This window comes from Streptomyces sp. NPDC048417 (genome assembly GCF_040651615.1).
Lineage (GTDB): Bacteria > Actinomycetota > Actinomycetes > Streptomycetales > Streptomycetaceae > Streptomyces.
Genome location: NZ_JBEZKI010000032.1, coordinates 1 through 25,652, shown reverse-complemented (window position 1 = coordinate 25,652; position 25,652 = coordinate 1). Strand labels below are relative to the sequence as shown.

The following is a 25,652-nucleotide window of genomic DNA, read 5'->3' as shown; positions in this document are numbered from 1 at the left end:
CACTTAGCTTGTCTTTGAACCTAAAAGTAAAGAACTGCAGGCAGGGGTTCCGCTTGCTCCGGGCTTGCAGTACAAAGGGGTTAGCGGCCCGCGAGACCGAAGGACATCCGAGAGGATCACCTTTAAAACGCATCTGGCCCCACGGACCCAGCATGGACACCGGGCACCCACGCGACGTCGACCCGTCGATTACGGGCCAGCCGCACCAGGTGACGGGCAAAGTACCCGACCTGATGGGCGACATTTCGAGGACGCCTGGTAACCCGGTGAACATGCCAGCGGCGGTACGAGGACTCGTACCGCCGCAACCCGTTTCGGTGGCCGTCCGGCCGCCCAGTGGCTTTACGCCGCCCCGCGCTGCAACGCCTCGCACACCGCGGTCGACTCCCGCGCGCCGAGCTCCACCGCGCGGCCGCAGTGCGCGATCCAGGCCGCCATGCCCTCCGGAGTACCCGAGACGTACCCGTCCAGGGCTGCCAGATAGGAGGCGCGGCCCAGTTCGGCGTGGCCGACCTCGGCGGGGCAGACCGACTTGGGGTCCAGGCCGCTGCCGATCAGCACGATCCGCTCGGCCGCGCGCGCGACCAGCCCGTTGTTCGAGGTGAAGGGCCGCAGCGCGAGCAGCTCGCCGTGCACCACGGCGGCCGTCACCAGCGCCGGCGCGGAACTCCCCGCGATGATCAGCTCGGAGAGCCCGTCGAGGCGCCCCGACACCTCGTCGGCGTCCGGCAGCGGCAGCTCGATCAGCGGCTCGTCGACGTCTTCACCGGCCCGGCGCGGCCGACCCACCTCATCGGCGCCGGTCGCGGCCGCCACCAAGTGCAGCCGGGCCAGCACGCGCAGCGGTGACTGCCGCCAGATGGACAGCAGTTGGCCCGCCTCGGCGGTCAGCCGCAGGGCCGCACCCACCACGCGCGCGTCGTCACCACCGAAGTCGGAGCGCCGCCGGACCTCCTCCAGTGCCCAGTCGGCGCCGGACAGCGCCGCACTGCCCCGGGCGCCGCGCAGCGCGGCCTCGGAGGTGACGGCGTTGCTGCGGCGCCGCATGACCCGGTGCCCGTAGACCCGGTCCACGGCCTTGCGCACGGACTCCACGGACTCGGCCACACCGGGCAGCGAGCCCAGGGCCGCGAGCGGATCGGCGGTCGCACGTGACGTACTCATGAGTACGACCCTACGCACCCGCTGGCCGCCACTCCACGAAGGAGTGGTCTTCTTCACTTCACCTGACACATACAGCTATCGCACGACTACTCTTCGTGAACATGAAAATTGCTTTCGTCGGGAAGGGCGGCAGCGGCAAGACCACGCTCTCCTCCCTGTTCATCCGCCACCTCGCGGCCGCCGGCGCGCCGGTCGTCGCCGTCGACGCCGACATCAACCAGCACCTGGGCCCCGCGCTCGGCCTCGACGAGACGGAGTCGGCGGCGCTGCCCGCGCTGGGCGAGCGGCTCTCCCTGATCAAGGACTACCTGCGCGGCAACAACCCGCGCATCGCCTCCGCCGCGACGATGATCAAGACCACCCCGCCCGGCGAGGGCTCGCGGCTGGTCCGGGTCCGGGAGCCCAATCCGGTGTACGACGCCTGTGCGCGCCCGGTGGAACTCGACGGCGGGGCCGTCCGTTTGATGGTCACCGGGCCCTTCACGGACGCCGACCTGGGGGTCTCCTGCTACCACTCCAAGACGGGAGCCGTGGAGCTGTTCCTGAACCACCTCGTCGACGGTCCCGACGAGTACGTCGTGGTCGACATGACGGCGGGCTCGGACTCCTTCGCCTCGGGCATGTTCACCCGCTTCGACATCACGTTCCTCGTCGCCGAGCCGACCCGGAAGGGGGTCTCCGTCTATCGCCAGTACAAGGAGTACGCGCGGGACTTCGGCGTCGTGCTGAAGGTCGTCGGCAACAAGGTGCAGGGGCAGGACGACGTCGACTTCCTTCGCGCGGAGGTCGGGGACGACCTGCTGGTCACGGTCGGGCACTCGGACTGGGTGCGCGCCATGGAGAAGGGCCGCCCGCCCCGGTTCGAGCTCCTGGAGGACGCCAACTCCCGCGCCCTGCACACCCTCAAGGTCGCCACCGACGCGACGTACGAGCTGCGGGACTGGGAGCGGTACACCCGGCAGATGGTCCACTTCCACCTGAAGAACGCCCAGTCGTGGGGCAACGAGCGCACCGGGGCCGACCTGGCGGCTCAGATCGACCCCGGCTTCGTGCTCGGCGAGGGAGTGGCGGCGCCCGTCTGACGGAGGTGGGCACTCCGCCGGCGGGGCGCCGACTCCCGCCCACCGCCTACTGCTTGACCGCCGGCGCCCCGGGCACCCCCTTCGGTGCCGGGGCGGGACGGCCGGAGAGGAAGGACGCCCAGCCCTGACGCGGGGTCTCGCCCACGTTCAGGGTGCGCAGTCTCGCCAGGACCTGCGGGTCCTGGGCGTCCAGCCAGTCGGCCAGCTGATGGAAGGAGACACAGCGCACCTCGGGCTTGTTGCAGACGTTCTCGACGACCTCGTCGATGGCCCGCATGTAGGTTCCGCCGTTCCACGACTCGAAGTGGTTGCCGATGACGAGCGGCGCGCGGTTGCCGTTGTAGGCCCGGTTGAAACCCTGGAGCAGCCCGTCACGCATCTGGTCGCCCCAGTAGTCGTACTTGTCGGGGTCACCCTGGGTCGAGGTGCCTGACTGGTTGACCATGAAGTTGTAGTCCATGGTCAGCTGCTCGAAGGAGTGGCCGGGGAAGGGGACGAGCTGCATCGACAGGTCCCACAGCCCCTCCTTCCTCTTGGGCCAGACCTGGTCGTTGACACCGCTGGTGTCGTAGCGGAAGCCCAGCTGGCTCGCCGCCTTCATGAAGTTCTTCTGTCCCTCCAGGCAGGGGGTGCGGGCGCCGATGAGTTCCTTGTCGTAGTCGAAGGGCAGCGGTGCGGCGTTCTTCATGCCCGTGTTGGTCTTCCAGTTCTTCACGAACTGCTTGGCCTGGGCGATCTCGCTCTTCCACTCCGCCACCGACCACTCGCCGACACCCCCGTCGGGGCCGCAGAAGTGCCCGTTGAAGTGGGTGCCGATCTCGTTGCCCTCCAGCCAGGCCAGCCGCAGCTGCCTGACGGTGTCGGAGATGCCCTGCTCGTCGTTGAAGCCGATCTCGGAGCGGCCGGGCGAGTGCTGCGGGGGCCGGTAGAGGTCACGTTTCTCCTCGGGCAGCATGTAGACGCCGCTGAGGAAGTACGTCATGGTCGCGTTGTTCTCCTTGGAGACCTTGCGGAAGTGCGAGAACAGCTTCTGGCTGTCCTCGCCCGCGCCGTCCCACGAGAACACCACGAACTGCGGGGGCTTCTCACCGGGCTGGAGCTTCTCCGGCCGGGGCAGGTGCGGCTGCGCCCCGGTGTACGCGGTGGAACCGTCCCCGATCAGACGGACCACGCTCTGGGGCGCCGGCGCTCCCTTCTGCGGCCCGGGCGCCCCTTCCTCGGAGTTGGTGCCGGTCGCGCAGCCCGCCAGCGACGCGGCACAGGCCGCGGCGGTCACGGCGCCGACGGCAATTCTCTGGGTGGCGGCCAATTCCGCCCACCTTCTTCCTTCTCTCGGCGAACGCCGATCACGGCGTTTATGGCGGTGTGCCGGGTATGTGCCGACAGCGCCGTCAAGGTCGCATAGGACCGAGAGAGGGATTAATACGACAAGCCGATGAACTGCTCACTTCACCCATGGAGGTGAAGAGGTGCCCCATTTGCGCAGAAAATCCATGCTTGACCTTTACTCTGCATTACGATTCGTTTACCGATTGTTGATTCATCCCGCCACTGCACGCCGTGACCCACGGCCGCGACCGAGCCCCAGCCCACTGGCGAGGGGACCCCCTGATCCGCGACCGCGCTGCCCCGGAGGAGACGGGAAACATGTCATCAGCCTGCGTACCCACCCACCCCGAGAGCCTCGGCCTGGCCCAGGCCGGAGCTCGGGCCGAAGCCACAAATCCCCAGCCCGCCAAGGGCGCCGACCGGTCACCGAGCCCGCCCAAGCCCCCGCGCCGCCGCTTCCGGGTCGAGGGCGCCGACCTGTCCGCGTCCGTCTCGGTGTTCCTGATCGCCCTGCCGCTGTCCCTCGGAATCGCCCTCGCCACCGGAGCCCCGCTCCAGGCCGGGCTGGTCGCGGCGGCCGTCGGCGGACTGGTCGCCGGGCGGCTCGGAGGCTGCCCGCTCCAGGTCAGCGGCCCGGCCGCCGGGCTCACCGTGGTCACCGCCGACCTGATCCACCGTTACGGCTGGCGGACCACCTGCGGCATCACCGTCCTCGCCGGACTGGCCCAGCTGGGCCTGGGCTGCCTGCGCGTGGCCCGCACTGCGCTCGCCGTCAGCCCGGCCGTGGTGCACGGCATGCTCGCCGGCATCGGTGTCACCATCGCCGTCGCCCAGCTGCACATCGTCCTCGGCGGCAACCCGCAGAGCTCGGTCCTCGCCAATGTCCGGGCGCTGCCAGCCCAGTTGGCCAACCTGCACCCGGCCGCCGTGACGATGAGCGCGCTGACCCTGGCCCTGCTGTTCGGCTGGCCCCGGATCCCCGGCCGAGCGGGCCGTCTGCTGCGTACGGTCCCGGCGGCCCTGGTCGCCGTCGCCGGTGCCACCGCGACCGCCGCGCTCACCGGGCTCGCCCTGCCCCGGGTCGACCTGCCGTCCTGGAGCAGCCACGCCCTGGCGGGGCTGCCCGAGGGGCCGGCGCTCGGCATCGTCGCCGCCCTGCTCACCACCACGCTGGTGTGCAGTGTGCAGTCGCTCCTCGGCGCGGTCGCCGTGGACAAGATGCTGGCCGGCCGCCCCGGACCCCAGTCCCGGGTCGGCCGGTCCGGCCTGGACCGCGAACTGCTCGGTCAGGGCGCCGCCAACATCGTCTCCGGGGCGCTCGGCGGACTGCCGGTCGCGGGGGTCGCGGTGCGCAGTTCGGCGAATGTGCAATCCGGTGCCGTCAGCCGGAACTCCACGATGCTGCACGGCGTTTTCGTAGTAGTCGCCGCGCTGCTGATGGTCCCGGTCCTGGATCTCATCCCGCTCGCCTCGCTCGCCGCCCTGGTGATGGCCGTCGGCATCCAGATGGTGTCCCTGCACCACATCCGCACGGTGACCCGCCACCGTGAAGTCGCGGTGTATGTCGTCACCACACTTGGCGTGGTGATCCTCGGCGTCCTGGAGGGCGTGCTCCTCGGGGTCGCCATGGCCGTCGCCGTCGCCCTGCACCGCCTCGCCCGCACCCGCATCACCCATGAAGAGAAGGGGGGAGTCCATCGCGTACATGTAAGAGGCCAGCTGACGTTCCTCGCCGTGCCCCGGCTCAGCAGAGCCCTGCATCTCGTACCCCAAGGCGCCCACGCCGTGGTGGAGTTGGCCGGTTCGTTCATGGACCACGCGGCGTACGAGTCACTGCGGGACTGGCGCAGGGCCCACACCGCGCAGGGCGGCTCCGCCGAGCTGACCGGCTGCCGGGTGGGCGTGCGCTCAGCGGAGTACGGCGGAGGACCGGAGGACGAGGACGGTCGCGAGCGTCGTGCGAGTCACGGCCAGGGACCGGGCCTCACCCAGGAACCGGACCTCGTCCAGAGACCGGACCTCGTCAGGTCGGGACTCGTCCGCTGGGGCGGCGGCAGGGCGGACGGTGCGGGCCATGAACTCGCCCGTGGGATCAGCGCGTTCCAGCGCGACACCGCGCCCCTGGTGCGGGAGGAGCTGGCCCGGCTGGCGCGCGAGGGGCAGCGGCCGTCGCAGCTCTTCCTGACCTGCGCCGACTCCCGGCTCGTCACATCGATGATCACCTCCAGTGGTCCGGGTGACCTGTTCGTGGTCCGCAACGTCGGCAATCTGGTCCCCCTTCCGGGTGAGGAGAACGGCGACGACTCGGTGTCGGCGGCGATCGAGTACGCGGTGGACGTGCTGAAGGTGCGGTCCATCACGGTGTGCGGCCACTCCGGGTGCGGGGCGATGCAGTCGCTGCTGAGTTCCGGGGCCGAGGGCGGCACGAGTCCGCTCGGACGCTGGCTGCGGCACGGGCTGCCGAGCCTGACACGGCTGGCCGACCGCGGCTGGCCGGGGGTCCGGCTGGCCGGGCGGGCGGCGGCGGACATGACGGAGCGGCTCTGCCTGACCAATGTGGTCCAGCAGCTGGAGCATCTGCGGGCGCACGACTCGGTGGCGCGGGCGCTGGCAGCCGGTGAGCTGGAGCTGCATGGGATGTACTTCCATGTGGGCGAGGCGCAGGCGTATCTGCTGCGCCGGGCCGGAGGCGAAGAAGAGGGAGAGGTGTTCGAGGGGGTACCGGGCGCGGAAGAGCTGCGCAGCCCGGCCTGAGGAAGGGGCGGCGGGGGCCTGTCGGCGCCGTCCAGGCCGGCACCGGCGGGCCCGCACGTCCTGCCGTACCCGACAGGTCTAAACCATTTCCCGACGGCCCTTGTCACCGGACCCCCAGGTCTGATGAGCTGTGGCCCGGGACACAACGGACACCCTTGGAAAGGGAGATGTCGTGAGCAACGAAAGCCTGGCCAACCTCTTGAGGGAGGAGCGACGCTTCGCGCCGCCCGCTGACCTGGCCGAGAACGCCAATGTCACGGCCGAGGCGTACGAACAGGCCAAGGCTGACAGGCTCGGCTTCTGGGCCGAGCAGGCCCGCCGGCTGACCTGGGCCAAGGAGCCGACCGAGACGCTGGACTGGTCGAACCCGCCGTTCGCGAAGTGGTTCAAGGACGGCGAGCTCAATGTCGCGTACAACTGCGTGGACCGGCATGTGGAAGCCGGCAACGGCGACCGGGTCGCCATCCACTTCGAGGGCGAGCCCGGCGACAGCCGTGCGATCACCTACGCCGAGCTGAAGGACGAGGTCTCCAAGGCGGCGAACGCCCTGCTGGAGCTGGGCGTCCGCAAGGGCGACCGGGTCGCGGTCTACATGCCGATGATCCCGGAGACGGCGGTCGCGATGCTCGCCTGCGCCCGGATCGGCGCCGCGCACTCCGTGGTCTTCGGCGGCTTCTCGGCGGACGCGCTCGCCACCCGTATCCAGGACGCCGACGCCAAGGTGGTCATCACCTCCGACGGGGGCTACCGGCGCGGCAAGCCGTCCGCGCTCAAGCCGGCCGTGGACGAGGCGGTCGGCAAGGCCGGCAACGTCGAGCATGTGCTGGTCGTCCGGCGCACCGGGCAGGAAGTGGCCTGGGACGACACGCGGGACGTGTGGTGGCACGAGGTCGTGGAGCGGCAGTCGGCCGAGCACACGCCCGAGGCCTTCGACGCCGAGCACCCGCTGTTCATCCTGTACACGTCCGGTACGACGGGGAAGCCGAAGGGCATCCTGCACACCTCGGGCGGCTACCTCACCCAGGCGTCCTACACGCACTGGGCGGTGTTCGACCTCAAGCCGGAGACGGACGTGTACTGGTGCACGGCCGACGTCGGCTGGGTGACCGGCCACTCGTACATCGTGTACGGGCCGCTGGCCAACGGCGCGACGCAGGTGATGTACGAGGGCACCCCGGACACCCCGCACCAGGGCCGGTTCTGGGAGATCGTGCAGAAGTACGGGGTGACGATCCTGTACACGGCGCCGACCGCGATCCGCACGTTCATGAAGTGGGGCGACGACATCCCCGCGAAGTTCGACCTGAGCAGCCTGCGGGTGCTGGGTTCCGTGGGTGAGCCGATCAACCCCGAGGCCTGGATCTGGTACCGCAAGCACATCGGCGCCGACCGGACCCCCATCGTGGACACCTGGTGGCAGACCGAGACCGGCGCGATGATGATCTCGCCGCTGCCGGGTGCCACCGCGACCAAGCCCGGTTCCGCGCAGACCCCGCTGCCCGGCATCTCGGCCACAGTGGTGGACGACGAGGCGCGCGAGGTGCCCAACGGCGGTGGCGGCTACCTGGTGCTGACCGAGCCGTGGCCGTCGATGCTGCGCACGATCTGGGGCGACGACCAGCGGTTCCTGGACACGTACTGGTCGCGTTTCGAGGGCAAGTACTTCGCCGGTGACGGGGCGAAGAAGGACGACGACGGCGACATCTGGCTGCTCGGCCGGGTGGACGACGTCATGCTGGTCTCCGGGCACAACATCTCGACGACCGAGGTGGAGTCGGCGCTGGTGTCGCACCCGTCGGTCGCCGAGGCGGCCGTGGTCGGCGCGGCGGACGAGACGACCGGGCAGGCGATCGTCGCCTTCGTGATCCTGCGCGGCACGGCGAACGCCGAGGACGAGGGCCTCGTCAACGAGCTGCGCAACCACGTCGGCGCCACGCTCGGCCCGATCGCCAAGCCCAAGCGGGTGCTGCCGGTGGCGGAGCTGCCGAAGACCCGCTCCGGCAAGATCATGCGCCGGCTGCTGCGCGATGTCGCCGAGAACCGCCAGCTCGGTGACGTGACGACGCTGACGGACTCGACGGTCATGGACCTCATCCAGGCGAAGCTCCCGGCGGCGCCGAGCGAGGACTGACCCCGACCGACGGTCCCGAAGGGCGCCCGGCGCGAAACGCGCCGGGCGCCCTTTTTGCCCCTACCGTGAGACTTACCTGGCAACTCCCATCACACCTTAGGTAAACTAAGCAAAGTAGCGTGTTCCTCAAGGTGTGCCGGGAAGTCTGGTCGGCAAGTAGTCCCGTCCTGCCCACCGACCGGAGGTCCCCGTGTCCGCGCCCCGCATCACCCCCGCCCGCAAGGTCCTCGGCCGGCTCTCGCTGCCCGAGCGGACCTTCGTCGCGGACGCGCTGCGGACCGAGACCGTCGGCGGCGTGCTGCTGCTGATCGCCGCGGTGGCCGCGCTGATCTGGGCGAACATACCGGCGCTGCACCACAGCTACGAGAGCGTCGGCGACTTCCACCTCGGCCCCGGTGCCCTCGGCCTGAACCTCTCCGTCGCCCACTGGGCCGCCGACGGCCTGCTCGCGGTCTTCTTCTTCGTCGCCGGCATCGAGCTCAAGCGCGAGCTGGTGGCCGGCGATCTGCGCGACCCCAAGGCGGCCGTGCTGCCGGTGGTCGCCGCGCTGTGCGGCATGGCCGTACCGGCGCTCGTCTACACCCTCACCAACCTCGTCGGCGGCGGCTCCACCCAGGGCTGGGCGGTGCCCACGGCCACCGACATCGCCTTCGCGCTGGCCGTGCTGGCCGTCATCGGCACCTCCCTGCCGGGCGCCCTGCGCGCCTTCCTGCTCACCCTCGCGGTCGTCGACGACCTGTTCGCGATCCTGATCATCGCGGTCTTCTTCACCGCCCGGATCGACTTCGCCGCGCTCGGCGGCGCGGTCCTGGGCCTCGCCGTCTTCTGGCTGCTGCTGAGGAAGGGCGTACGCGGCTGGTACGTGTACGTGCCGCTCGCGCTCGTCATCTGGGCGCTGATGTACAACAGCGGCGTGCACGCGACCATCGCCGGTGTCGCCATGGGCCTGATGCTGCGCTGCACCACCCGCAAGGGTGAGGAACACTCCCCCGGCGAGCACATCGAGCATCTGCTGCGGCCGTTGTCGGCGGGGCTCGCCGTGCCCCTGTTCGCGCTCTTCAGCGCGGGCGTGAAGGTGTCCGGAGGGGCGCTCGGGGACGTGTTCGGCAAGCCCGAGACGCTCGGGGTGGTGCTCGGGCTGGTGGTCGGCAAGACGGTCGGGATATTCGGCGGGACCTGGCTGACCGCCCGCTTCACCCGGGCCTCGCTCAGCGAGGATCTCGCCTGGGGCGACCTCTTCGCGGTCGCCTCGCTCGCCGGTATCGGCTTCACCGTGTCGCTGCTCATCGGCGAACTCGCCTTCGCCGGCGACGCCGTGCTCACCGACGAGGTCAAGGCCGCCGTACTCACCGGCTCGCTGATCGCGGCCCTGTGCGCCACGGTGCTGCTGAAGATACGCAACACCCGCTACCGGCGGCTGGTCGAGGCCGAGGAGCGGGACGAGGACCTCGACGGCATCCCGGACGTCTACGAGCAGGACGACCCGGCGTACCACCTGCGGATGGCGGAGATCTACGACCGCAAGGCCGCCGAACACCGCCGAATAGCCGCCGAGAAGGCCGGGCAGGCCACCCGGTAGGGGCCGGCCAGGGCCCCAGCGGGCAAGACGCGCGTGCCGAAGTGGTGGGCGGGGCAGGCGCGCAGGGCAACCGTCCGGCATGATCTGACGAGACGGTACAAAAGACGATGACAAGTACGCAGAGGGAGACCGCGATGAGCGCACCCGACGGCAGCCCGGTCGGTGCCGAACGCAGCATCGGCCAGTTGTTCGCCTCGGCCACGGCCGAGATGTCGGCGCTGGTGCACGACGAGATCGCGCTGGCCAAGGCCCAGCTGAAGCAGGACGTCAAGCGGGGCGCGACGAGCGGCGGCGCCTTCTCGGCGGCCGGTGTGCTCCTGCTGTTCTCCCTGCCGATGCTCAACTTCGCGCTGGCGTACGGCATTCGGACCTGGAGCCACTGGAATCTCGCGATCTGCTTCCTGCTCTCCTTCGCGGCGAACGTCCTGGTGGCCGTCGCCCTCGCGCTGATCGGCGTGGTGTTCGCGAAGAAGGCCAAGAAGGGCCAGGGCCCGCAGAAGGTCGCCGCGTCGGTGAAGGAGACGGCGGGCGTACTGCAGAACGCCAAGCCGCATCCGCGTCCGGCGCTCCCCAGGGACGACGTGCCGGCCATCGAGGCTGTGGGACGCTCGTCGTCATGAGCGATCCCGCCCCCTCGGCCGTACGACTCGAAGGCCCCTGGACCCACCGGGACGTCGCAGCGAACGGCGCCCGCTTCCACATCGCCGAGCTCGGCGACGGCCCGCTGGTCATGCTGGTGCACGGCTTCCCGGAGTTCTGGTGGGCCTGGCGGCACCAGCTGGTCGCGCTCGCCGACGCGGGCTTCCGGGCCGTCGCCATGGACCTCAGGGGCGTCGGCGGCAGCGACCGGACCCCGCGCGGCTACGACCCGGCCAACCTCGCCCTCGACATCACCGGCGTCATCCGCTCCCTCGGCGAGCCGGACGCCGCGCTGGTCGGCCACGACCTGGGCGGCTATCTGGCGTGGACCGCGGCCGCGATGCGCCCCAAGCTGGTACGACGGCTCGCGGTGGTGTCCATGCCGCACCCGCGGCGCTGGCGTTCCGCGATGCTCCGGGACCGCCGGCAGTCCGCCGCCGCCTCCTACATCTGGGGCTTCCAGCGGCCGTGGGTCCCCGAGCGGCAGCTCATCGCCGACGACGGCGCGCTGGTCGGCCGGCTGATCCGGGACTGGTCAGGCCCCCGGCTGCCGGACGACGAGGCGGTGGAGACGTATCAGCGGGCCATGTGCATCCCCTCCACCGCGCACTGCTCGATCGAGCCGTACCGCTGGCTGGTGCGCTCGCTGGCCCGCCCGGACGGCATCCAGTTCAACCGCCGGATGAAGCGCCCGGTGCGCGTCCCGACGCTGCATCTGCACGGTTCCCTGGACCCGGTGGCCCGCACCCGCAGCGCGGCCGGCTCCGGCGAGTACGTCGAAGCCCCGTACCGCTGGCGGCTGTTCGACGGGCTCGGGCACTTCCCGCACGAGGAGGACCCGGCCGCGTTCTCCACCGAACTGGTCAACTGGCTGAAAGACCCCGAGCCCGATCGGTGACCGCGCCGATGCGCCCGGTATCCGGATCTGTACACCTGTTCTACGAACGGCCACATGCCCCGCGCATAGGCCGATTGAGGGCCACGCCGGAGGTTATCGACCTTGGGGCGGGGGCAGACGTCGGGGTATGGGCTGGACGCACGACTACAGTGACGCACCCCGCAACCGCCGTACGACAGGCGGTCTGAACTCCCATCGAGGAGCCGCCCCGCAGCTGCCGGGCACGGACCTCAGGGTGGGGATTCCGCACATCCTGCGCCGCCGGGCCCGCTGGGTCTCGGTCCGTCTGCGCCATACCCGCGCATGATCCCTCACAGTGCGCAGCTGTCGGTCCCGACCTGCTGATTCGCGGTACGGCCCCGGGCGATGTCCGCCTGGATCTCGTCGGCCGTGAGGGCGTACCCGGTGTCGGCGTCGTCCAGTGACTTCGCGAAGACGACCCCGTACACCTGGCCCTTGGGCGTGAGCAGCGGGCCGCCGGAGTTGCCCTGGCGGACGGTCGCGTACAGCGAGTAGACGTCACGGCGGACGGTGCCTCGGTGGTAGATGTCCGGGCCGTTGGCGGTGATACGGCCGCGCACGCGGGCGGCACGGACGTCGTAGGACCCGTTCTCCGGGAACCCGGCGACGATCGCGCTGTCGCTGGTCGCCGCGTCCGCGGCGGAGAACTTCAGGGCCTTCGCCGGCAGGTCCGGCACATCGAGTACGGCGATGTCGCGCTGCCAGTCGTAGAGGACGACCTTGGCGTCGTACTTGCGGCCCTCGCCGCCGATCTGGACGGTGGGTTCGTCGACGCCGCCGACCACGTGCGCGTTGGTCATGACACGGCGGTCGGCGAAGACGAAGCCGGTGCCCTCAAGGATCTTGCCGCAGCTCTGCGCGGTGCCCGTCACCTTGACGATGGACTGCTTGGCGATGGTGGCCACCGCGCTGTTCGCGAGGGCGGGGTCGGGCGGCGAGACATCGGTGATCGGCTCGTTGGCGAAGGGGCTGAAGACCTGCGGGAAGCCGTTCTGCGCGAGGACCGTGGAGAAGTCCGCGAACCAGGTGTCGGCCTGGTTGGGCAGCGCTCTGGACACCCCGAGGAGCACCTTGGAGTTACGGACCTCCTTGCCGAGCGTCGGCAGCGTGGTGCCCGCGAGCGCGGAGCCGATCAGCCAGGCGACCAGCAGCATCGCCAGCACGTTGACCAGCGCGCCGCCGGTGGCGTCCAGGGCGCGGGCCGGGGACCAGGTGATGTACCGGCGCAGCTTGTTGCCCAGATGCGTGGTCAGGGCCTGGCCGACCGAGGCGCAGACGATGACGACGACCACGGCGACCACCGCGGCGGTCGTGCTCACCTCGGCGTTGTCGGTCACCGCGTCCCAGATCACCGGCAGGACGTAGACGGCGACGAGTCCGCCGCCCAGGAAGCCGATCACCGACAGGATGCCGACGACGAATCCCTGGCGGTAGCCGACGATCGCGAACCACACGGCGGCGACCAGCAACAGGATGTCCAGCACATTCACGGTGGACACCCTGTCATGACCGCCAGTCGAGCGGGACCAGCTTCTCGCGGTCCCAGGAGCGCTCCCATCCCGCGTAGTGCAGCAGCCGGTCGATCACCCCGGCCGTGAACCCCCACACCAAGGTCGATTCGACCAGGAATGCCGGACCTCGATGGCCGCTGGGGTGCACGGCGGTGGCCCGGTTGGCCGGATTCGTGAGATCCGCCACGGGGACCGTGAAGACCCTCGCCGTCTCGTTCGGATCCACCACCCCCACCGGGCTCGGCTCGCGCCACCAGCCCAGCACCGGGGTGACCACGAAGTGGCTCACCGGGATGTACAGCCTGGGCAGCACCCCGAACAGCTGGACGCCGGCCGGATCGAGCCCGGTCTCCTCCTCGGCCTCGCGGAGAGCGGCCCGCAGCGGCCCGTCGGCCTTCGGGTCGCCGTCCTCGGGGTCGAGGGCGCCACCGGGGAACGAGGGCTGCCCGGCGTGCGAGCGCAAGCTACCGGCCCGCTCCATGAGCAGCAGCTCCTGCCCCTGCTCGCCCTCGCCGAACAGGATCAGCACGGCCGACTGCCGTCCCGCGCCGTTCTCCGGCGGCAGGAAGCGGCTCAGCTGGACCGGCTGGACCGTCTCGGCGGCCCGCACCACCGGGTCCAGCCACTCCGGCAGTCCGTCCTTGCTGAGCGCCACGCCCGCGCGCGGATCCCCCGTGTGCGCCTTGCCGCCCTGTGTCATGGCATCCCCCGTCCTGCCCTGCTGCCCCCGCCTGCCCGTTCCAACGCCCGAAGACTCCTTGATCGTTCCGTTTCTCGCCCCTCAGAAGATCCCTAGGTCATGTCCCTGATGCCGCGCCCAGCGGCGGCGCCGGCCTGCCACCCGCGTCCAGATAAGCCTGCGGCGGGTTGAGGCGCTGGCCGGGGAAGCCGCCCTTCTCGTACTTGAGCAGCTTCTTCGCCTTCTCCGGGTCCGTCTCGCCCTCGCCGTAGGCCGGGCAGAGCGGCGCGATGGGACAGACCCCACAGGCGGGCTTGCGGGCGTGGCACATCCGGCGGCCGTGCCAGATCACGTGGTGCGAAAGGTCGGTCCACTCGCTCTTGGGGAACAGCGCGCCGACGGTCGCCTCGATCTTGTCGGGGTCGGTCTCCGCGGTCCACCGCCAGCGGCGGACCAGGCGCTGGAAGTGTGTGTCCACGGTGATGCCGGGGCGCCCGAAGGCGTTGCCCAGCACGACGAAGGCGGTCTTCCGGCCGACGCCGGGCAGTTTGACGAGGTCTTCGAGCCGCCCCGGGACCTCGCCGCCGAACGACTCCACCAGGCCCTTGGAGAGCCCTATCACCGACTTGGTCTTGGCCCGGAAGAAACCGCACGGCCGGAGGATCTCCTCGACCTCCTCCGGGTTGGCCTCGGCCAGCTCCTCGGGGGTGGGGTACTTCGCGAACAGCGTCGGGGTGGTCTGGTTGACGCGCAGGTCGGTGGTCTGGGCGGAGAGCACCGTGGCGACCAGGAGCTGGAAGGGGTTCTCGAAGTCCAGCTCGGGGTGGGCGTAGGGATACACCTCGGCGAGCTCGCGGTCGATCCGGCGGGCACGGCGGACCAGGGCGGTGTGCGACTCGGGCTTCCAGGCCGCCTGCGGCTTCTCGGCAGCGGCCTTCCTGGACGCGGCGGCCTTGGACGCGGGCCGCTTCGAAGCGGTCTGCCCTGCCGTGGTCTTCGCCGGTGCCGTCTTCTTCGCCACGGCCTTCTTCGCCACGGCCTTCTTCTGCGCCGCCTTCTTCGTCGCGGTCGGAGCCTTCGCGGCAGCGACCTTCTTTACGGCCTCTGCCGCTTTTGTCGCCTTTTTCGGCTCGCCAGGGGCAGCATCGGACCCCTGTTCGCCCACAGCGGAATCACGACGTACAACCACCCGCCCAGCCCCCTTGGCCTGTGCTCTCACCGGCGATTTGGACACCCGGCCAGCCTAGAGCCCGGCACCGACATCCGCCCCGGACCCGGAAGATCAGCCCCCGATTGGACCCCTGCCGCTTACCTCGGGACACCTGTGCGGCATCCTTGTGACAGATCACACTGTTTGAATCGTCCGGCAAAATGGGGAGCACGGTCCCCTGGTACCAACGGGGAGCAAGATCCCCTGAGCAGGTCGACAAGGAGAGAACTCGTGGACGACGTTCTGCGGCGCAACCCGCTCTTCGCGGCGCTCGATGACGAGCAGTCCGCGGAGCTGCGTGCCTCCATGAGTGAGGTGACCCTCGCACGTGGCGACTCCCTGTTCCACGAGGGCGACCCGGGCGACCGGCTCTATGTCGTCACCGAGGGCAAGGTCAAGCTCCACCGCACCTCCCCCGACGGCCGCGAGAACATGCTCGCCGTCGTCGGCCCCGGCGAACTGATCGGCGAGCTGTCGCTGTTCGACCCGGGCCCGCGTACGGCGACGGCGACCGCGCTGACCGAGGTCAAGCTGCTGGGCCTGGGCCACGGCGACCTCCAGCCCTGGCTGAACGCCCGCCCGGAGGTGGCCACCGCCCTGCTGCGCGCCGTCGCCCGCCGGCTGCGCAAGACCAACGACGCCATGTCCGACCTGGTCTTCTCCGACGTACCGGGCCGGGTCGCACGCGCCCTGCTGGACCTGTCGCGCCGCTTCGGCGTGCAGTCCGAGGAGGGCATCCACGTCGTCCACGACCTCACGCAGGAGGAGCTGGCCCAGTTGGTCGGCGCGTCCCGCGAGACCGTGAACAAGGCGCTGGCGGACTTCGCCCAGCGTGGCTGGCTGCGTCTGGAGGCGCGGGCCGTGATCCTGCTGGACGTCGAGCGGCTGGCGAAGCGGTCCCGGTAGGCGCGTCTCGGCAGGCGCGTCTCGGCAGGCGCCGGTTTCTGGGGGCTACCGCCCCCGGATCCCCCAGACCCCCGCGTCATCGGCCTGGGGCCTCGTCCTCAAGCGCCCAACGGGCTGATATTTGGTTTCCCATGCCTGAAACAGTCGGGTCCCGCGGTCTCGACCCCCAGGGCTTCATCGAGCGCGAGGGCTCGCACGCGCGCGTGCCGCACGTTTTCCGCCCCGTGGTCGCCGCCGCCCGCGACCGGCTCCTGGACGTCTTCGGGGGCGGGCTGGACAGCGCCTACCTCTACGGGTCGATCCCGCGCGGCACCGCGCGCGTGGGGCGCAGCGACCTGGATCTGGTGGCCGTCCTGCGCGCGGAGCCGACCGGCGCCGACCGGGACGCGGCCGGTGCCCTCGGCGAGGCCGTCGACAAGGAGTTCCCGGAGATCGACGGGGTCGGGACCCTGCTCTACTCCCGCACGCGCGTGCTCAGCGATCTGGAGCGGTACGACATCGGCTGGTTCGTGGCCTGCCTGTGCACCCCGCTGCTCGGCGAGGACCTCGCCGAGTTCCTGCCCCGCTACCGCCCCGACTCCCTGCTCGCCCGCGAGACCAACGGCGACCTGGCCCGGTACCTGCCTCGCTGGCGGCAGCGGATCGCGGCCGCGGGCGACAGCGAGGAGGCTCTGCGGCCCCTGGTGCGCTTCATGTCCCGGCATCTCGTGCGCACCGGCTTCACCCTCGTCATGCCCCGCTGGAACGGCTGGACCAGCGATCTGCGGGAGATGGCCGAGGCGTTCGCCGACTACTACCCGGAGCGGTCCGAGCAGCTGCGCCGCGCCGCCGGGTTGGGGTACGAGCCGATCGGCGACCGCGCGGTGCTGCGGACGTATGTCGACGACCTGGGCCCGTGGCTCGCGGACGAGTACGCGCGCGTGCACGGCGCGAAGACCCCCAGGCCCGAGGGCTGGGAGTAGGTCCAGGTCCAGGTCGAGGCCCAAGTGCCGGGCTGCGGTTAGATCAGCCCGTGCTCGCCGAGGTAGTCCAGCTGGGCCCGTACCGACAGCTCCGCGGCCAGCCACAGGGAGCGGTCCACGTCCGCGTAGACGTGGGCGACGACCTCGGCCGGGCCGCGGTGGCCGTTCTCCACGGCCGTCTCGACCTGGGCGAGCCGGTGGGCGCGGTGGGCCAGATAGAACTCGACGACGCCCTGGGCGTCCTCCAGGACGGGTCCGTGGCCCGGCAGGACCGTGTGGACGCCGTCGTCGACGGTCAGGGAGCGCAGCCGTCGTAGCGAGTCCAGGTAGTCGCCCAGACGGCCGTCCGGATGGGCCACGACCGTCGTGCCGCGCCCCAGGATGGTGTCGCCGGTCAGGATCGCCCGGTCGGCCGGGAGGTGGAAGCTGAGGGAGTCGGCGGTGTGGCCGGGTGTGGGTACGACCCGGAGCTCCAGGCCGCCGGTCGTGATCACGTCGCTGGCCGCCAGTCCCTCGTCGCCCAGGCGCAGCGCCGGGTCGAGGGCACGCACGCGCGTGCGGGTGAGCTCGGCGAAGCGGACGGCGCCCTCGGCGTGGTCGGGGTGGCCGTGGGTCAGGAGGGTGAGCGCGATGCGCTTGCCGGCCTTCTCGGCCGTGTCGACGACGTTCTTGAGGTGGCCGTCGTCCAGCGGACCGGGGTCGATCACCACGGCCAGGTCGGAGTCGGGCTCGGCGACGATCCAGGTGTTGGTGCCGTCCAGGGTCATCACGGAGGCGTTGGGGGCCAGCACGTTGACCGCCCGCGCGGTGGCGGGTCCTGAGAGGACCCCGCCGCGCGGCTGGCCGGGCAGAGCTGCTGCGTTCGTCATGCTCAGGCTCCCCCGGTCGTCAGGTCGGTCGGTATGCGCTTGGTGAACTCGTCGTGGCCCGGCCAGGTCAGGACGATCTCGCTGCCCTCCAGGCGGGCGCGGGCCAGCACCGGCGTCATGTCCCGCGCGGGCGCCGCCGCGAGCGTCTCGGCGGCCGTGGCGTACGGCGTCAGCTGGCGCAGGGTCGCGATGGTGGGCGGCATCATCAGCAGTTCGCCCTTGTCGTAGCCGGCGGCCGCCTCCGCCGGGCGGATCCACACCGTACGGTCGGCCTCCGTGGAGGCGTTCCGGGTGCGCTGGCCCTCCGGGAGGGCGGCGACGAAGAACCAGGTGTCGTAGCGGCGGGTCTCGAACTCAGGGGTGATCCAGCGTGTCCAGGCGCCCAGCAGGTCCGAGCGGAGGACCAGGCCCCGCCGGTCCAGGAACTGGGCGAAGGACAGGTCACGGGCGACCAGAGCCGCGCGGTCGGCCTCCCAGTCGTCCCCGGTGGTGTCCCCGACCACGGCGTCGGCGGCCGGGCCCGCGAGCAGGACGCCGGCCTCCTCGTACGTCTCCCGCACGGCCGCGCAGACGATCGCCTGGGCGGCCGCCTCGTCGACGCCGAGCCGCTGCGCCCACCACGCGCGCGTGGGGCCTGCCCAGCGGACCTGGTGGTCGTCGTCACGCGGATCGACACCGCCGCCGGGATACGCGTACGCGCCTCCGGCGAAGGCCATGGAGGCGCGTCTGCGCAGCATGTGGACGACGGGACCGCCAGGGGTGTCCTTCAGGAGCAGGACGGTCGCCGCGCGCTTCGGGGACACCAGTACGAGGGTGCCCTCCGCGTGCGCGCGGATGCGGTCCGGCCACTCCGGGGGATACCACTGTCCATCGGCCATTACCGGAGGCTATCCCGTGGGGAGCGAATGTTCGAGAGGGGCTCCGGGGCACCCGGAGGTGCCACGGGGACAGGCCGGACGCGGTCGCGGCGGCAGCCCGATGCGGCCACGGCGGCAGCCGGATGCCGTTTTCGGCAACAGCCGGATGCGGTTACGGCAGCAGTTCGACCTGGACCTCGACCTCGACCGGTGCGTCCAGCGGCAGCACCGCGACGCCCACCGCGCTGCGCGCGTGCACGCCCTTGTCGCCGAGGACCTCGCCGAGCAGCTCGCTGGCGCCGTTGATCACGCCGGGCTGGCCGGTGAAGTCGGTCGCGGAGGCGACGAAGCCGACGACCTTCACCACCCGCGCGATGCGGTCCAGGTCACCGGCGACGGACTTCACGGCGGCCAGGGCGTTCAGCGCGCAGGTGCGGGCCAGTTCCTTGGCCTCCTCCGCGGTGACCTCGGCGCCGACCTTGCCGGTGACCGGGAGCTTGCCGTCCACCATCGGCAGCTGGCCGGAGGTGTAGACGTACGCACCCGACCGGACGGCCGGCTGGTAGGCGGCGAGGGGCGGGACGACCGCCGGCAGCGAAAGACCGAGTTCGGCCAGCTTGGCCTCGACGGCGCTCGTCACGGCTTCTCCCGCTTCAGGTAGGCCACGAGCTGTTCGGGGTTGTTGGGCCCGGGCACGACCTGGACGAGCTCCCAGCCGTCCTCGCCCCAGGTGTCCAGAATCTGCTTCGTGGCATGGACGAGCAGCGGCACGGTTGCGTATTCCCACTTGGTCATGGGGCCGACTGTATCCGCTGTGACGGACGGGACACGTGGCCGACCGCCGTGCAGGTCACGACCGGCTGCCACCGGCCTCGGCGGCCGACCGCACGCACGGTTGTCCACAGCCTCCCGCGTGAGTGTCCGGCCGACTGGTTAGTCTCGAAGATGTGAGCAGGCTCCAGGTCGTCAGCGGCAAGGGCGGGACCGGAAAGACGACGGTCGCCGCCGCACTCGCGCTGTCCCTCGCGACCGAGGGGAAGCGGACGCTTCTCGTAGAGGTCGAGGGTCGGCAGGGCATCGCCCAGCTCTTCGAGACGGAGGCGTTGCCCTACGAGGAGCGGAAGATCGCGGTCGCGCCGGGGGGTGGTGAGGTCTATGCGCTGGCCATCGATCCCGAACTGGCCCTTCTGGACTACCTCCAGATGTTCTACAAGCTCGGCGGGGCCGGCCGGGCCCTGAAGAAGCTCGGCGCGATCGACTTCGCCACCACCGTCGCGCCGGGGCTGAGAGACGTCCTCCTGACCGGCAAGGCGTGCGAGGCGGTGCGCAGGAAGGACAAGGCCGGCCGCTTCATCTACGACTACGTCGTCATGGACGCCCCGCCGACCGGCCGCATCACCCGCTTCCTGAACGTGAACGACGAGGTGGCCGGGCTCGCCAAGATCGGCCCGATACACAATCAGGCGCAGGCCGTGATGCGGGTGCTGAAGTCCAAGGAGACGGCCGTGCACCTGGTCACCCTCCTGGAGGAGATGCCGGTCCAGGAGACCGCCGACGGCATCGCCGAACTGCGCGCCGCACGGCTGCCGGTGGGCCGGGTCATCGTGAACATGGTCCGGCCGGAGGTGTTGGACGCCGCCGATCTGGAACTCGTACGGACGGTGCCGCGCACCGCCGTGGCGCAGGCGCTGTCGGCCGCGGGGCTGGGCGGAGCGCGGCGCGGCGGGAAGGCCGGGCAGCTGGTGGACCCGCTGCTCGCACAGGCCAACGAGTACGCCGAGCGGTACGCGCTGGAGCACGAGCAGCGCGCGGTCCTCGCCGAGCTGGACCTGCCGCGGCACGAACTGCCGCTGCTCGCCGAGGGGATGGACCTGGCGGGCCTGTACGAACTCGCCACCGAGCTGCGGAAACAGGGGATGTCATGACTTCGGACCCGGACTCGGAGCCGACGCAGGACGGTACGCGCCGGCTGGCCCACGCGCCCGCGCTCGACGTCGACGCGCTGCTCGACGACCCGAACACCCGGATCGTGGTGTGCTGCGGCTCGGGCGGGGTCGGGAAGACGACGACCGCGGCGGCGTTGGGGCTGCGGGCGGCCGAGCGCGGCCGCAAGGTGGTCGTGCTCACCATCGACCCGGCCAAGCGGCTGGCACAGTCCATGGGCATCGACTCGCTCGACAACGTGCCACGGAAGGTGAAGGGCACGGAGGACCGAGCAGGGGCACCGCACGGCGACTCGGCCAAGGAGGGCGGGCGGCGGGCGAGCGACTCGGCCGAGGCCGGTGGGCGCCGGGCCGGCGGCGAACTACACGCCATGATGCTCGACATGAAGCGCACCTTCGACGAGGTCGTCGAGGCGCACGCGGACGCCGAGCGGGCGGCCGCCATCCTGGCCAACCCCTTCTACCAGTCGCTCTCGGCGGGCTTCGCGGGCACGCAGGAGTACATGGCGATGGAGAAGCTGGGCCAGCTGCGGGCCCGGGACGAGTGGGACTTGATCGTCGTCGACACCCCGCCCTCCCGCTCCGCGCTGGACTTCCTGGACGCGCCGAAGCGGCTGGGCTCCTTCCTGGACGGCAAACTGATCCGTCTGCTCACCGCGCCGGCGAAACTGGGCGGCCGGGCGGGCATGGCCTTCCTGAACGTCGGCATGTCGATGATGACCGGCACGCTGGGCAAGCTGCTCGGCGGGCAACTGCTGAAGGACGTCCAGACGTTCGTGGCCGCGATGGACACGACGTTCGGCGGGTTCCGCACGCGCGCGGACGCGACGTACAAGCTGCTTCAGGCGCCCGGTACGGCGTTCCTGGTGGTGGCGGCTCCGGAGCGGGACGCGCTGCGTGAGGCCGCGTACTTCGTGGAGCGGCTGGCCGCGGAGGACATGCCGCTGGTCGGTCTGGTCCTCAACCGCGTCCACGGCAGCGGCGCCGACCGGCTGTCCGCCGAGCGTGCTCTCGCCGCCGCGGAAAACCTTGAGGTCGCAGAAAACCTTGAGGTCGCGGAAAATCTTGAGGAGCCCCGCATTGTGGATCAGGGTGGCGGGAAAGCTGGACTTCGTAACTCTCCCGACACGTACGGCAGTTCTGAATCATCCGCGTCCGAGTCCGAGTCCGACGGCTCCCCCTCGTCCGGACTCGACGCGACGACGACGCCCCAGGCACCCCAGGCAGGCGAATCCCCCTCGTCCCAGCCCGGGCCCGACGCGTCCGAGCCCGACTCCTCCGGTAACCCGGACCGCACCGTCGACCAGCTCACGGCAAGCCTGCTGAGGCTGCACGCCGAGCGCATGCAGCTGCTCTCCCGCGAGCAGCGCACACGTGACCGCTTCACCGCGCGCCACCCCGAGGTGGCCGTGGTGGAAGTGGCCGCGCTGCCCGGCGATGTGCACGACCTCGCGGGACTGCGGGACATCGGCGACCGGCTCGCGGCCGGCCGGCCCGAACTCCCGTAGTTGTATGCCGTAGTCGGCCGTGCATGACGACGGAGCCGGTAGTCGGCCATGGCCCGTCGCCGCATGCCGGTGGTCGGTCATGCCGGTGGTCGGTCACGGGCTTGTAGTCACAGGCCCGTAGTCAGTCGGCCACAGGCCCGTAGTCGCATGCCCGCCCAGTCTCCGGAGGGCGTATGCCCTCGGCAGGTTCGGCGGGTGGTTCAGTCGGTGGTGCGGCGGGTGATTCAGCTCACCGCCGCGTAGTGCTCGTACACCTCGTCGCTGTCGAGGGGGACGATGCCGGTCCCCCGCTCGTACTCCGAGCGTGCTGTCTCCAGGAGCCTGCGCCAGGAGGTCACGGTGGGCCGCCTGCGCAGCAGTGCGCGGCGCTCCCGCTCGGTCATTCCTCCCCACACGCCGAACTCGACGCGATTGTCCAGCGCATCGGCGAGGCATTCCGTGCGTACCGGACACCCGGTGCACACCGCCTTGGCCCTGTTCTGCGCTGCTCCTTGAACGAACAGTTCATCCGGATCGGTAGTGCGGCAGGCAGCCTGCGCACTCCAGTCGGTTACCCAGCCCATACCGGCGCCGTCCTCTCCCGAATCGAGGCTCCCCCACGGCGGCAGCGGCATATTCACCGCCGCCAGTTGAGGACGTTACGGAAGGTGGGCACAGCGCAACACCCCCTTCGGGCCCAATCTCGAATGGCCCGAACGGACTATGGGTAAGCGGCAGATCACCCGCGGGAGTGAGCTGGCGACATACGTGATCATCCCGGCAAACCGGGACAGCCGTGGTGCGCCACAACGGACGCTGGATGACACACGAGGCGGATTCGGACACGCCATCAACACATCACCCGAAAAAAAGTGGGCGGGTTCCGGAACGATTCGGGGTCGCCGGACGTATTGATACGTGGCCGCACTGCTGTGACAGTTGAGAGCAGCTTAGGCCAAGGCCTGCGCGCGTGTCCGGCGAATGGCAAGGTAGGCCGTTCATGTCGTCGTGCCGTCGGCGAGGCGCAGCCATGCCGACAGGCGGGTCGGGCCGCGGCCCAGCCCGTGTTCTGGTCGCGTCGCCCTCTATGTCACGATCCGGCACTCGAACATCCCGAGAGCCGCCCGCTCACGCGGAATGCTCATCCCCACGGATTAGGCTGCCCCCATGCCAAAGAAGCGCTCGGGCGGTGGTCTGTCGGCCACGCAGCAGGCCGCCAAGTTCCTCGGTGTCAGTGTGCTCGCGGGAGCCGTGATGGCGGGCATCGCGCTGCCCGCGGCCGGCGCCCTGGGCCTCGCGGCCAAGGGTTCGGTCCAGGGCTTCGACGACATCCCCGCCAACCTGAAGAGCCCGCAGCTCAGCCAGCGGACCAGGATCCTCGACAGCAAGGGCAACCAGATCGCCCAGGTCTACTCCCGTGACCGCACGGTGGTGGACCTCAAGGAGATCTCGCCGTACATGCAGAAGGCGATCGTCGCGATCGAGGACTCGCGCTACTACCAGCACGGCGCCATCGACCTGAAGGGCGTCCTGCGCGCGCTGAACAAGAACGCGGTGAGCGGCGGGGTCGCCCAGGGCGCCTCCACACTCACCCAGCAGTTGGTGAAGAACTACTTCATCGAGGAGGCCGGTGACGACCCCACCAAGGTCGCCGAGGCCACCCAGCAGACCCTCGGCCGCAAGGTCAAGGAGCTGAAGTACGCGATCCAGCTGGAGGAGAAGCTCGGCAAGAAGAAGATCCTCGAGAACTACCTGAACATCACCTTCTTCGGCGAGCAGGCCTACGGCATCGAGGCCGCCTCCCAGCGCTACTTCTCCCAGCACGCCAAGAACCTCAACCTCCAGCAGTCGGCCCTGCTGGCCGGCATCGTGCAGTCGCCCAGCCGCTACGACCCGGTCAACGACGAGGCCGAGGCCACCAAGCGGCGCAACGTCGTGCTGGAGCGCATGGCCCAACTCGGCGACATCTCCCAGGCGGAGGCCGACAAGGCCAAGGAAGCGCCGCTCGGTCTGCATGTCACCCAGCCCAAGAACGGCTGCATCACCGCCGCCAAGGGCGCCGGGTTCTTCTGCAAGTACGTCGAGAACGTCTTCCTCACCGACCCGACCTTCGGCAAGACCCGCGAGGCACGCGCCAAGCTCTGGAACCAGGGCGGCCTGACCATCCGCACCACCCTGGACCCGCAGGCCCAGGACTCGGTGCAGACCTCGATCAAGGACCACGTCTACAAGGCCGACTCGGTCGCCGCGGCCGCCACCCTCGTGGAGCCCGGCACGGGCAAGATCCTGGGGATGGGCCAGTCGAAGCCGTACGGCTACAACAAGAACGAGACCGAGTACAACTTCTCGGTCGACCGGGACTACGGCGGCTCCAACTACGGCTTCCCGACGGGTTCGACGTTCAAGCCGTTCGTGGCCGCGGCCGCCATCGAGGGCGGCAAGGCGGCGACGCAGGAGTACTCGGCGCCGTACAAGATGAACTACCCGAGCCCCGTCCAGCAGTGCGACGGCAAGCAGTGGGTCAACACGGAGAACGAGCAGGTCGAGAACGAGAACGAGTCCGAGGTCGGGCCGTACCAGATGAAGAAGGCGATGGCGAAGTCCATCAACACCTACTTCGTCCAGCTGATCTCCGACATCGGCCTGTGCCCGGTGGTCAAGATGACCGACGCGCTCCACGTCCACCAGGGCGACGGCTCGAAGCTCCCGCAGACCCCGTCCATCGCCCTCGGCGCGATCGGCCTCTCCCCGCTGACCATGGCGAGCGCGTACGCCACCTTCGCGGACCGCGGTATGTACTGCACGCCGGTCGCCATCGAGTCGATCACTCAGAAGGTCGGCAACGAGCAGAAGTCCCTGGCCGTGCCCAAGTCGACCTGCTCGCGGGCGATGAGCGAGAAGACCGCCGACACCATCAACACCCTGCTGCGCGGAGTGGTCGACTCCGGTACCGGTCAGGAGGCCGGCCTGGACGACCGCGAGAGCGCCGGCAAGACCGGTACGACGGACGCCCGCAAGAACGCCTGGTTCGTCGGCTACACGCCCAACCTCGCGGGCGCGGTCTGGGTCGGCAGCGCCAAGCAGAACATCGAGATGACCAACATCACCATCGGCGGCGTCTACCACAGCGAGGTCTACGGCGCCGACACGCCCGGCCCGATCTGGAAGGACGCCATGACCGGCGCCCTGCAGGGCAAGCAGTCCGAGTCGTTCAACCTCATCGACATCCCGGACCAGGACGACCACGGCAAGGGCAACGGAAACGGCCACGGCGACGACACGGGCGGCCTGATCGGCGGTCTGATCGGCGGCGGCACGGGCGACGCCGGCACGACGGACGGCGGGACCACCGCGGGCACCACCACCCCGACCCCGACCTTCTCCTTCCCCGACGGCTTCATCCAGGGCAACGAGAACGGCGGGAACAACGGGAACGGAGGAGGCAGAGGCTGACCTGCCTCTTCCTTTCCTACCGGATTCCCTACTGGCTTTACTGCTGGCATTCCTGCAGGCATTCCTATCGGTACGACGGCGGGGCCGCACCTCTCTCGCAGAGGTGCGGCCCCCCCCGGGGAGACGCCGGACCCCACCGGGCCCAGGGGCCGCACGCCGCGAGGGCACCCCGCCCACC

The 25,652-nt window shown here is 70.3% G+C and carries 22 protein-coding genes; 12 read left to right on the top strand and 10 right to left on the bottom strand.

The features are described from left to right. Positions 1 to 342: 342 nt before the first annotated feature. Complete coding sequence (locus AB0D59_RS39415) at positions 343 to 1,164, bottom strand: oxidoreductase (RefSeq protein ID WP_362575872.1); 822 nt, start codon at positions 1,162 to 1,164, stop codon at positions 343 to 345. 95 nt (positions 1,165 to 1,259) lie between these two features. On the opposite strand from AB0D59_RS39415, the gene AB0D59_RS39410 reads away from it, so the two are divergent. Next, entirely contained in the window at positions 1,260 to 2,246 is a 987-nt protein-coding gene (locus tag AB0D59_RS39410) for an ATP-binding protein (RefSeq protein ID WP_362575871.1), read from the top strand. Positions 2,247 to 2,292: 46 nt separating this feature from the next. Here AB0D59_RS39410 and AB0D59_RS39405 read toward each other — a convergent pair whose 3' ends face one another. After that, complete coding sequence (locus AB0D59_RS39405) at positions 2,293 to 3,555, bottom strand: hypothetical protein (protein WP_362575869.1); 1,263 nt, start codon at positions 3,553 to 3,555, stop codon at positions 2,293 to 2,295. Positions 3,556 to 3,893: 338 nt separating this feature from the next. Between AB0D59_RS39405 and AB0D59_RS39400 the strand changes: the two genes are divergently transcribed. From AB0D59_RS39400 to AB0D59_RS39375, 6 genes are all read left to right on the top strand, one after another. Beyond that, a complete protein-coding gene (locus tag AB0D59_RS39400) occupies positions 3,894 to 6,329 on the top strand; it encodes a SulP family inorganic anion transporter (protein ID WP_362575868.1) in 2,436 nt (811 codons plus the stop codon). 172 nt (positions 6,330 to 6,501) lie between these two features. Next, on the top strand, positions 6,502 to 8,460 hold the full coding sequence (acs, locus tag AB0D59_RS39395) for an acetate--CoA ligase (RefSeq protein WP_362575866.1): 1,959 nt from the start codon (positions 6,502 to 6,504) through the stop codon (positions 8,458 to 8,460). Positions 8,461 to 8,650: 190 nt separating this feature from the next. After that, the gene (gene nhaA, locus AB0D59_RS39390) at positions 8,651 to 10,039 is read left to right on the top strand and encodes a Na+/H+ antiporter NhaA (RefSeq protein WP_362575864.1); all 1,389 of its coding nucleotides are present in this window, start codon (positions 8,651 to 8,653) and stop codon (positions 10,037 to 10,039) included. Between the two features lie 134 nt (positions 10,040 to 10,173). Further along, a complete protein-coding gene (locus AB0D59_RS39385) occupies positions 10,174 to 10,659 on the top strand; it encodes a phage holin family protein (protein WP_360492386.1) in 486 nt (161 codons plus the stop codon). Continuing rightward, positions 10,656 to 11,576, top strand: a complete 921-nt coding sequence (locus AB0D59_RS39380) for an alpha/beta hydrolase (RefSeq protein ID WP_362575862.1) — start codon at positions 10,656 to 10,658, stop codon at positions 11,574 to 11,576. Before AB0D59_RS39385 ends, AB0D59_RS39380 begins: the two co-directional genes overlap by 4 nt. 127 nt (positions 11,577 to 11,703) lie before the next feature. Beyond that, on the top strand, positions 11,704 to 11,883 hold the full coding sequence (locus AB0D59_RS39375; RefSeq protein WP_351713367.1) for a hypothetical protein: 180 nt from the start codon (positions 11,704 to 11,706) through the stop codon (positions 11,881 to 11,883). A 4-nt stretch (positions 11,884 to 11,887) separates the two neighbouring features. Here the strand turns inward: AB0D59_RS39375 and AB0D59_RS39370 are convergent, their stop codons facing one another. From AB0D59_RS39370 to nth, 3 genes are all read right to left on the bottom strand, one after another. After that, positions 11,888 to 13,087, bottom strand: a complete 1,200-nt coding sequence (locus tag AB0D59_RS39370; protein WP_362575860.1) for a MarP family serine protease — start codon at positions 13,085 to 13,087, stop codon at positions 11,888 to 11,890. A gap of 13 nt (positions 13,088 to 13,100) precedes the next feature. Next, the gene (locus AB0D59_RS39365) at positions 13,101 to 13,808 is read right to left on the bottom strand and encodes a CoA pyrophosphatase (protein WP_362575859.1); all 708 of its coding nucleotides are present in this window, start codon (positions 13,806 to 13,808) and stop codon (positions 13,101 to 13,103) included. 97 nt (positions 13,809 to 13,905) lie between these two features. After that, positions 13,906 to 14,976 carry an endonuclease III gene (nth, locus tag AB0D59_RS39360; RefSeq protein WP_362575857.1) on the bottom strand — a complete coding sequence of 357 codons (1,071 nt, stop codon included), beginning with the start codon at positions 14,974 to 14,976 and terminating at the stop codon, positions 13,906 to 13,908. A gap of 252 nt (positions 14,977 to 15,228) precedes the next feature. On the opposite strand from nth, the gene AB0D59_RS39355 reads away from it, so the two are divergent. Together AB0D59_RS39355 and AB0D59_RS39350 are read left to right on the top strand one after the other, a co-directional pair. Next, entirely contained in the window at positions 15,229 to 15,903 is a 675-nt protein-coding gene (locus tag AB0D59_RS39355; RefSeq protein ID WP_018547939.1) for a Crp/Fnr family transcriptional regulator, read from the top strand. A 131-nt stretch (positions 15,904 to 16,034) separates the two neighbouring features. After that, a complete protein-coding gene (locus tag AB0D59_RS39350; RefSeq protein WP_362575855.1) occupies positions 16,035 to 16,865 on the top strand; it encodes a nucleotidyltransferase domain-containing protein in 831 nt (276 codons plus the stop codon). 38 nt (positions 16,866 to 16,903) lie between these two features. Here the strand turns inward: AB0D59_RS39350 and AB0D59_RS39345 are convergent, their stop codons facing one another. The 4 genes from AB0D59_RS39345 to AB0D59_RS39330 form a co-directional block, all read right to left on the bottom strand. Further along, entirely contained in the window at positions 16,904 to 17,734 is an 831-nt protein-coding gene (locus AB0D59_RS39345; RefSeq protein ID WP_362575853.1) for an MBL fold metallo-hydrolase, read from the bottom strand. Between the two features lie 2 nt (positions 17,735 to 17,736). Beyond that, entirely contained in the window at positions 17,737 to 18,612 is an 876-nt protein-coding gene (locus AB0D59_RS39340; protein ID WP_362575852.1) for an NUDIX hydrolase, read from the bottom strand. Between the two features lie 151 nt (positions 18,613 to 18,763). Then, positions 18,764 to 19,231, bottom strand: coding sequence for a RidA family protein (locus AB0D59_RS39335; protein ID WP_362575850.1), 468 nt, complete (start codon positions 19,229 to 19,231; stop codon positions 18,764 to 18,766). Further along, complete coding sequence (locus AB0D59_RS39330) at positions 19,228 to 19,386, bottom strand: DUF4177 domain-containing protein (protein WP_019992579.1); 159 nt, start codon at positions 19,384 to 19,386, stop codon at positions 19,228 to 19,230. The genes AB0D59_RS39335 and AB0D59_RS39330 overlap by 4 nt, the downstream gene beginning before the upstream one ends. 152 nt (positions 19,387 to 19,538) lie before the next feature. On the opposite strand from AB0D59_RS39330, the gene AB0D59_RS39325 reads away from it, so the two are divergent. Both AB0D59_RS39325 and AB0D59_RS39320 read left to right on the top strand, forming a co-directional pair. Beyond that, complete coding sequence (locus tag AB0D59_RS39325; RefSeq protein WP_362575848.1) at positions 19,539 to 20,516, top strand: ArsA-related P-loop ATPase; 978 nt, start codon at positions 19,539 to 19,541, stop codon at positions 20,514 to 20,516. Beyond that, entirely contained in the window at positions 20,513 to 22,042 is a 1,530-nt protein-coding gene (locus tag AB0D59_RS39320; protein WP_362575846.1) for an ArsA family ATPase, read from the top strand. Before AB0D59_RS39325 ends, AB0D59_RS39320 begins: the two co-directional genes overlap by 4 nt. A gap of 224 nt (positions 22,043 to 22,266) precedes the next feature. Here AB0D59_RS39320 and wblA read toward each other — a convergent pair whose 3' ends face one another. Beyond that, positions 22,267 to 22,605, bottom strand: a complete 339-nt coding sequence (gene wblA, locus AB0D59_RS39315) for a transcriptional regulator WblA (protein ID WP_067046754.1) — start codon at positions 22,603 to 22,605, stop codon at positions 22,267 to 22,269. A 583-nt stretch (positions 22,606 to 23,188) separates the two neighbouring features. On the opposite strand from wblA, the gene AB0D59_RS39310 reads away from it, so the two are divergent. Beyond that, on the top strand, positions 23,189 to 25,474 hold the full coding sequence (locus tag AB0D59_RS39310) for a transglycosylase domain-containing protein (protein ID WP_362575844.1): 2,286 nt from the start codon (positions 23,189 to 23,191) through the stop codon (positions 25,472 to 25,474). Positions 25,475 to 25,652: the final 178 nt, after the last annotated feature.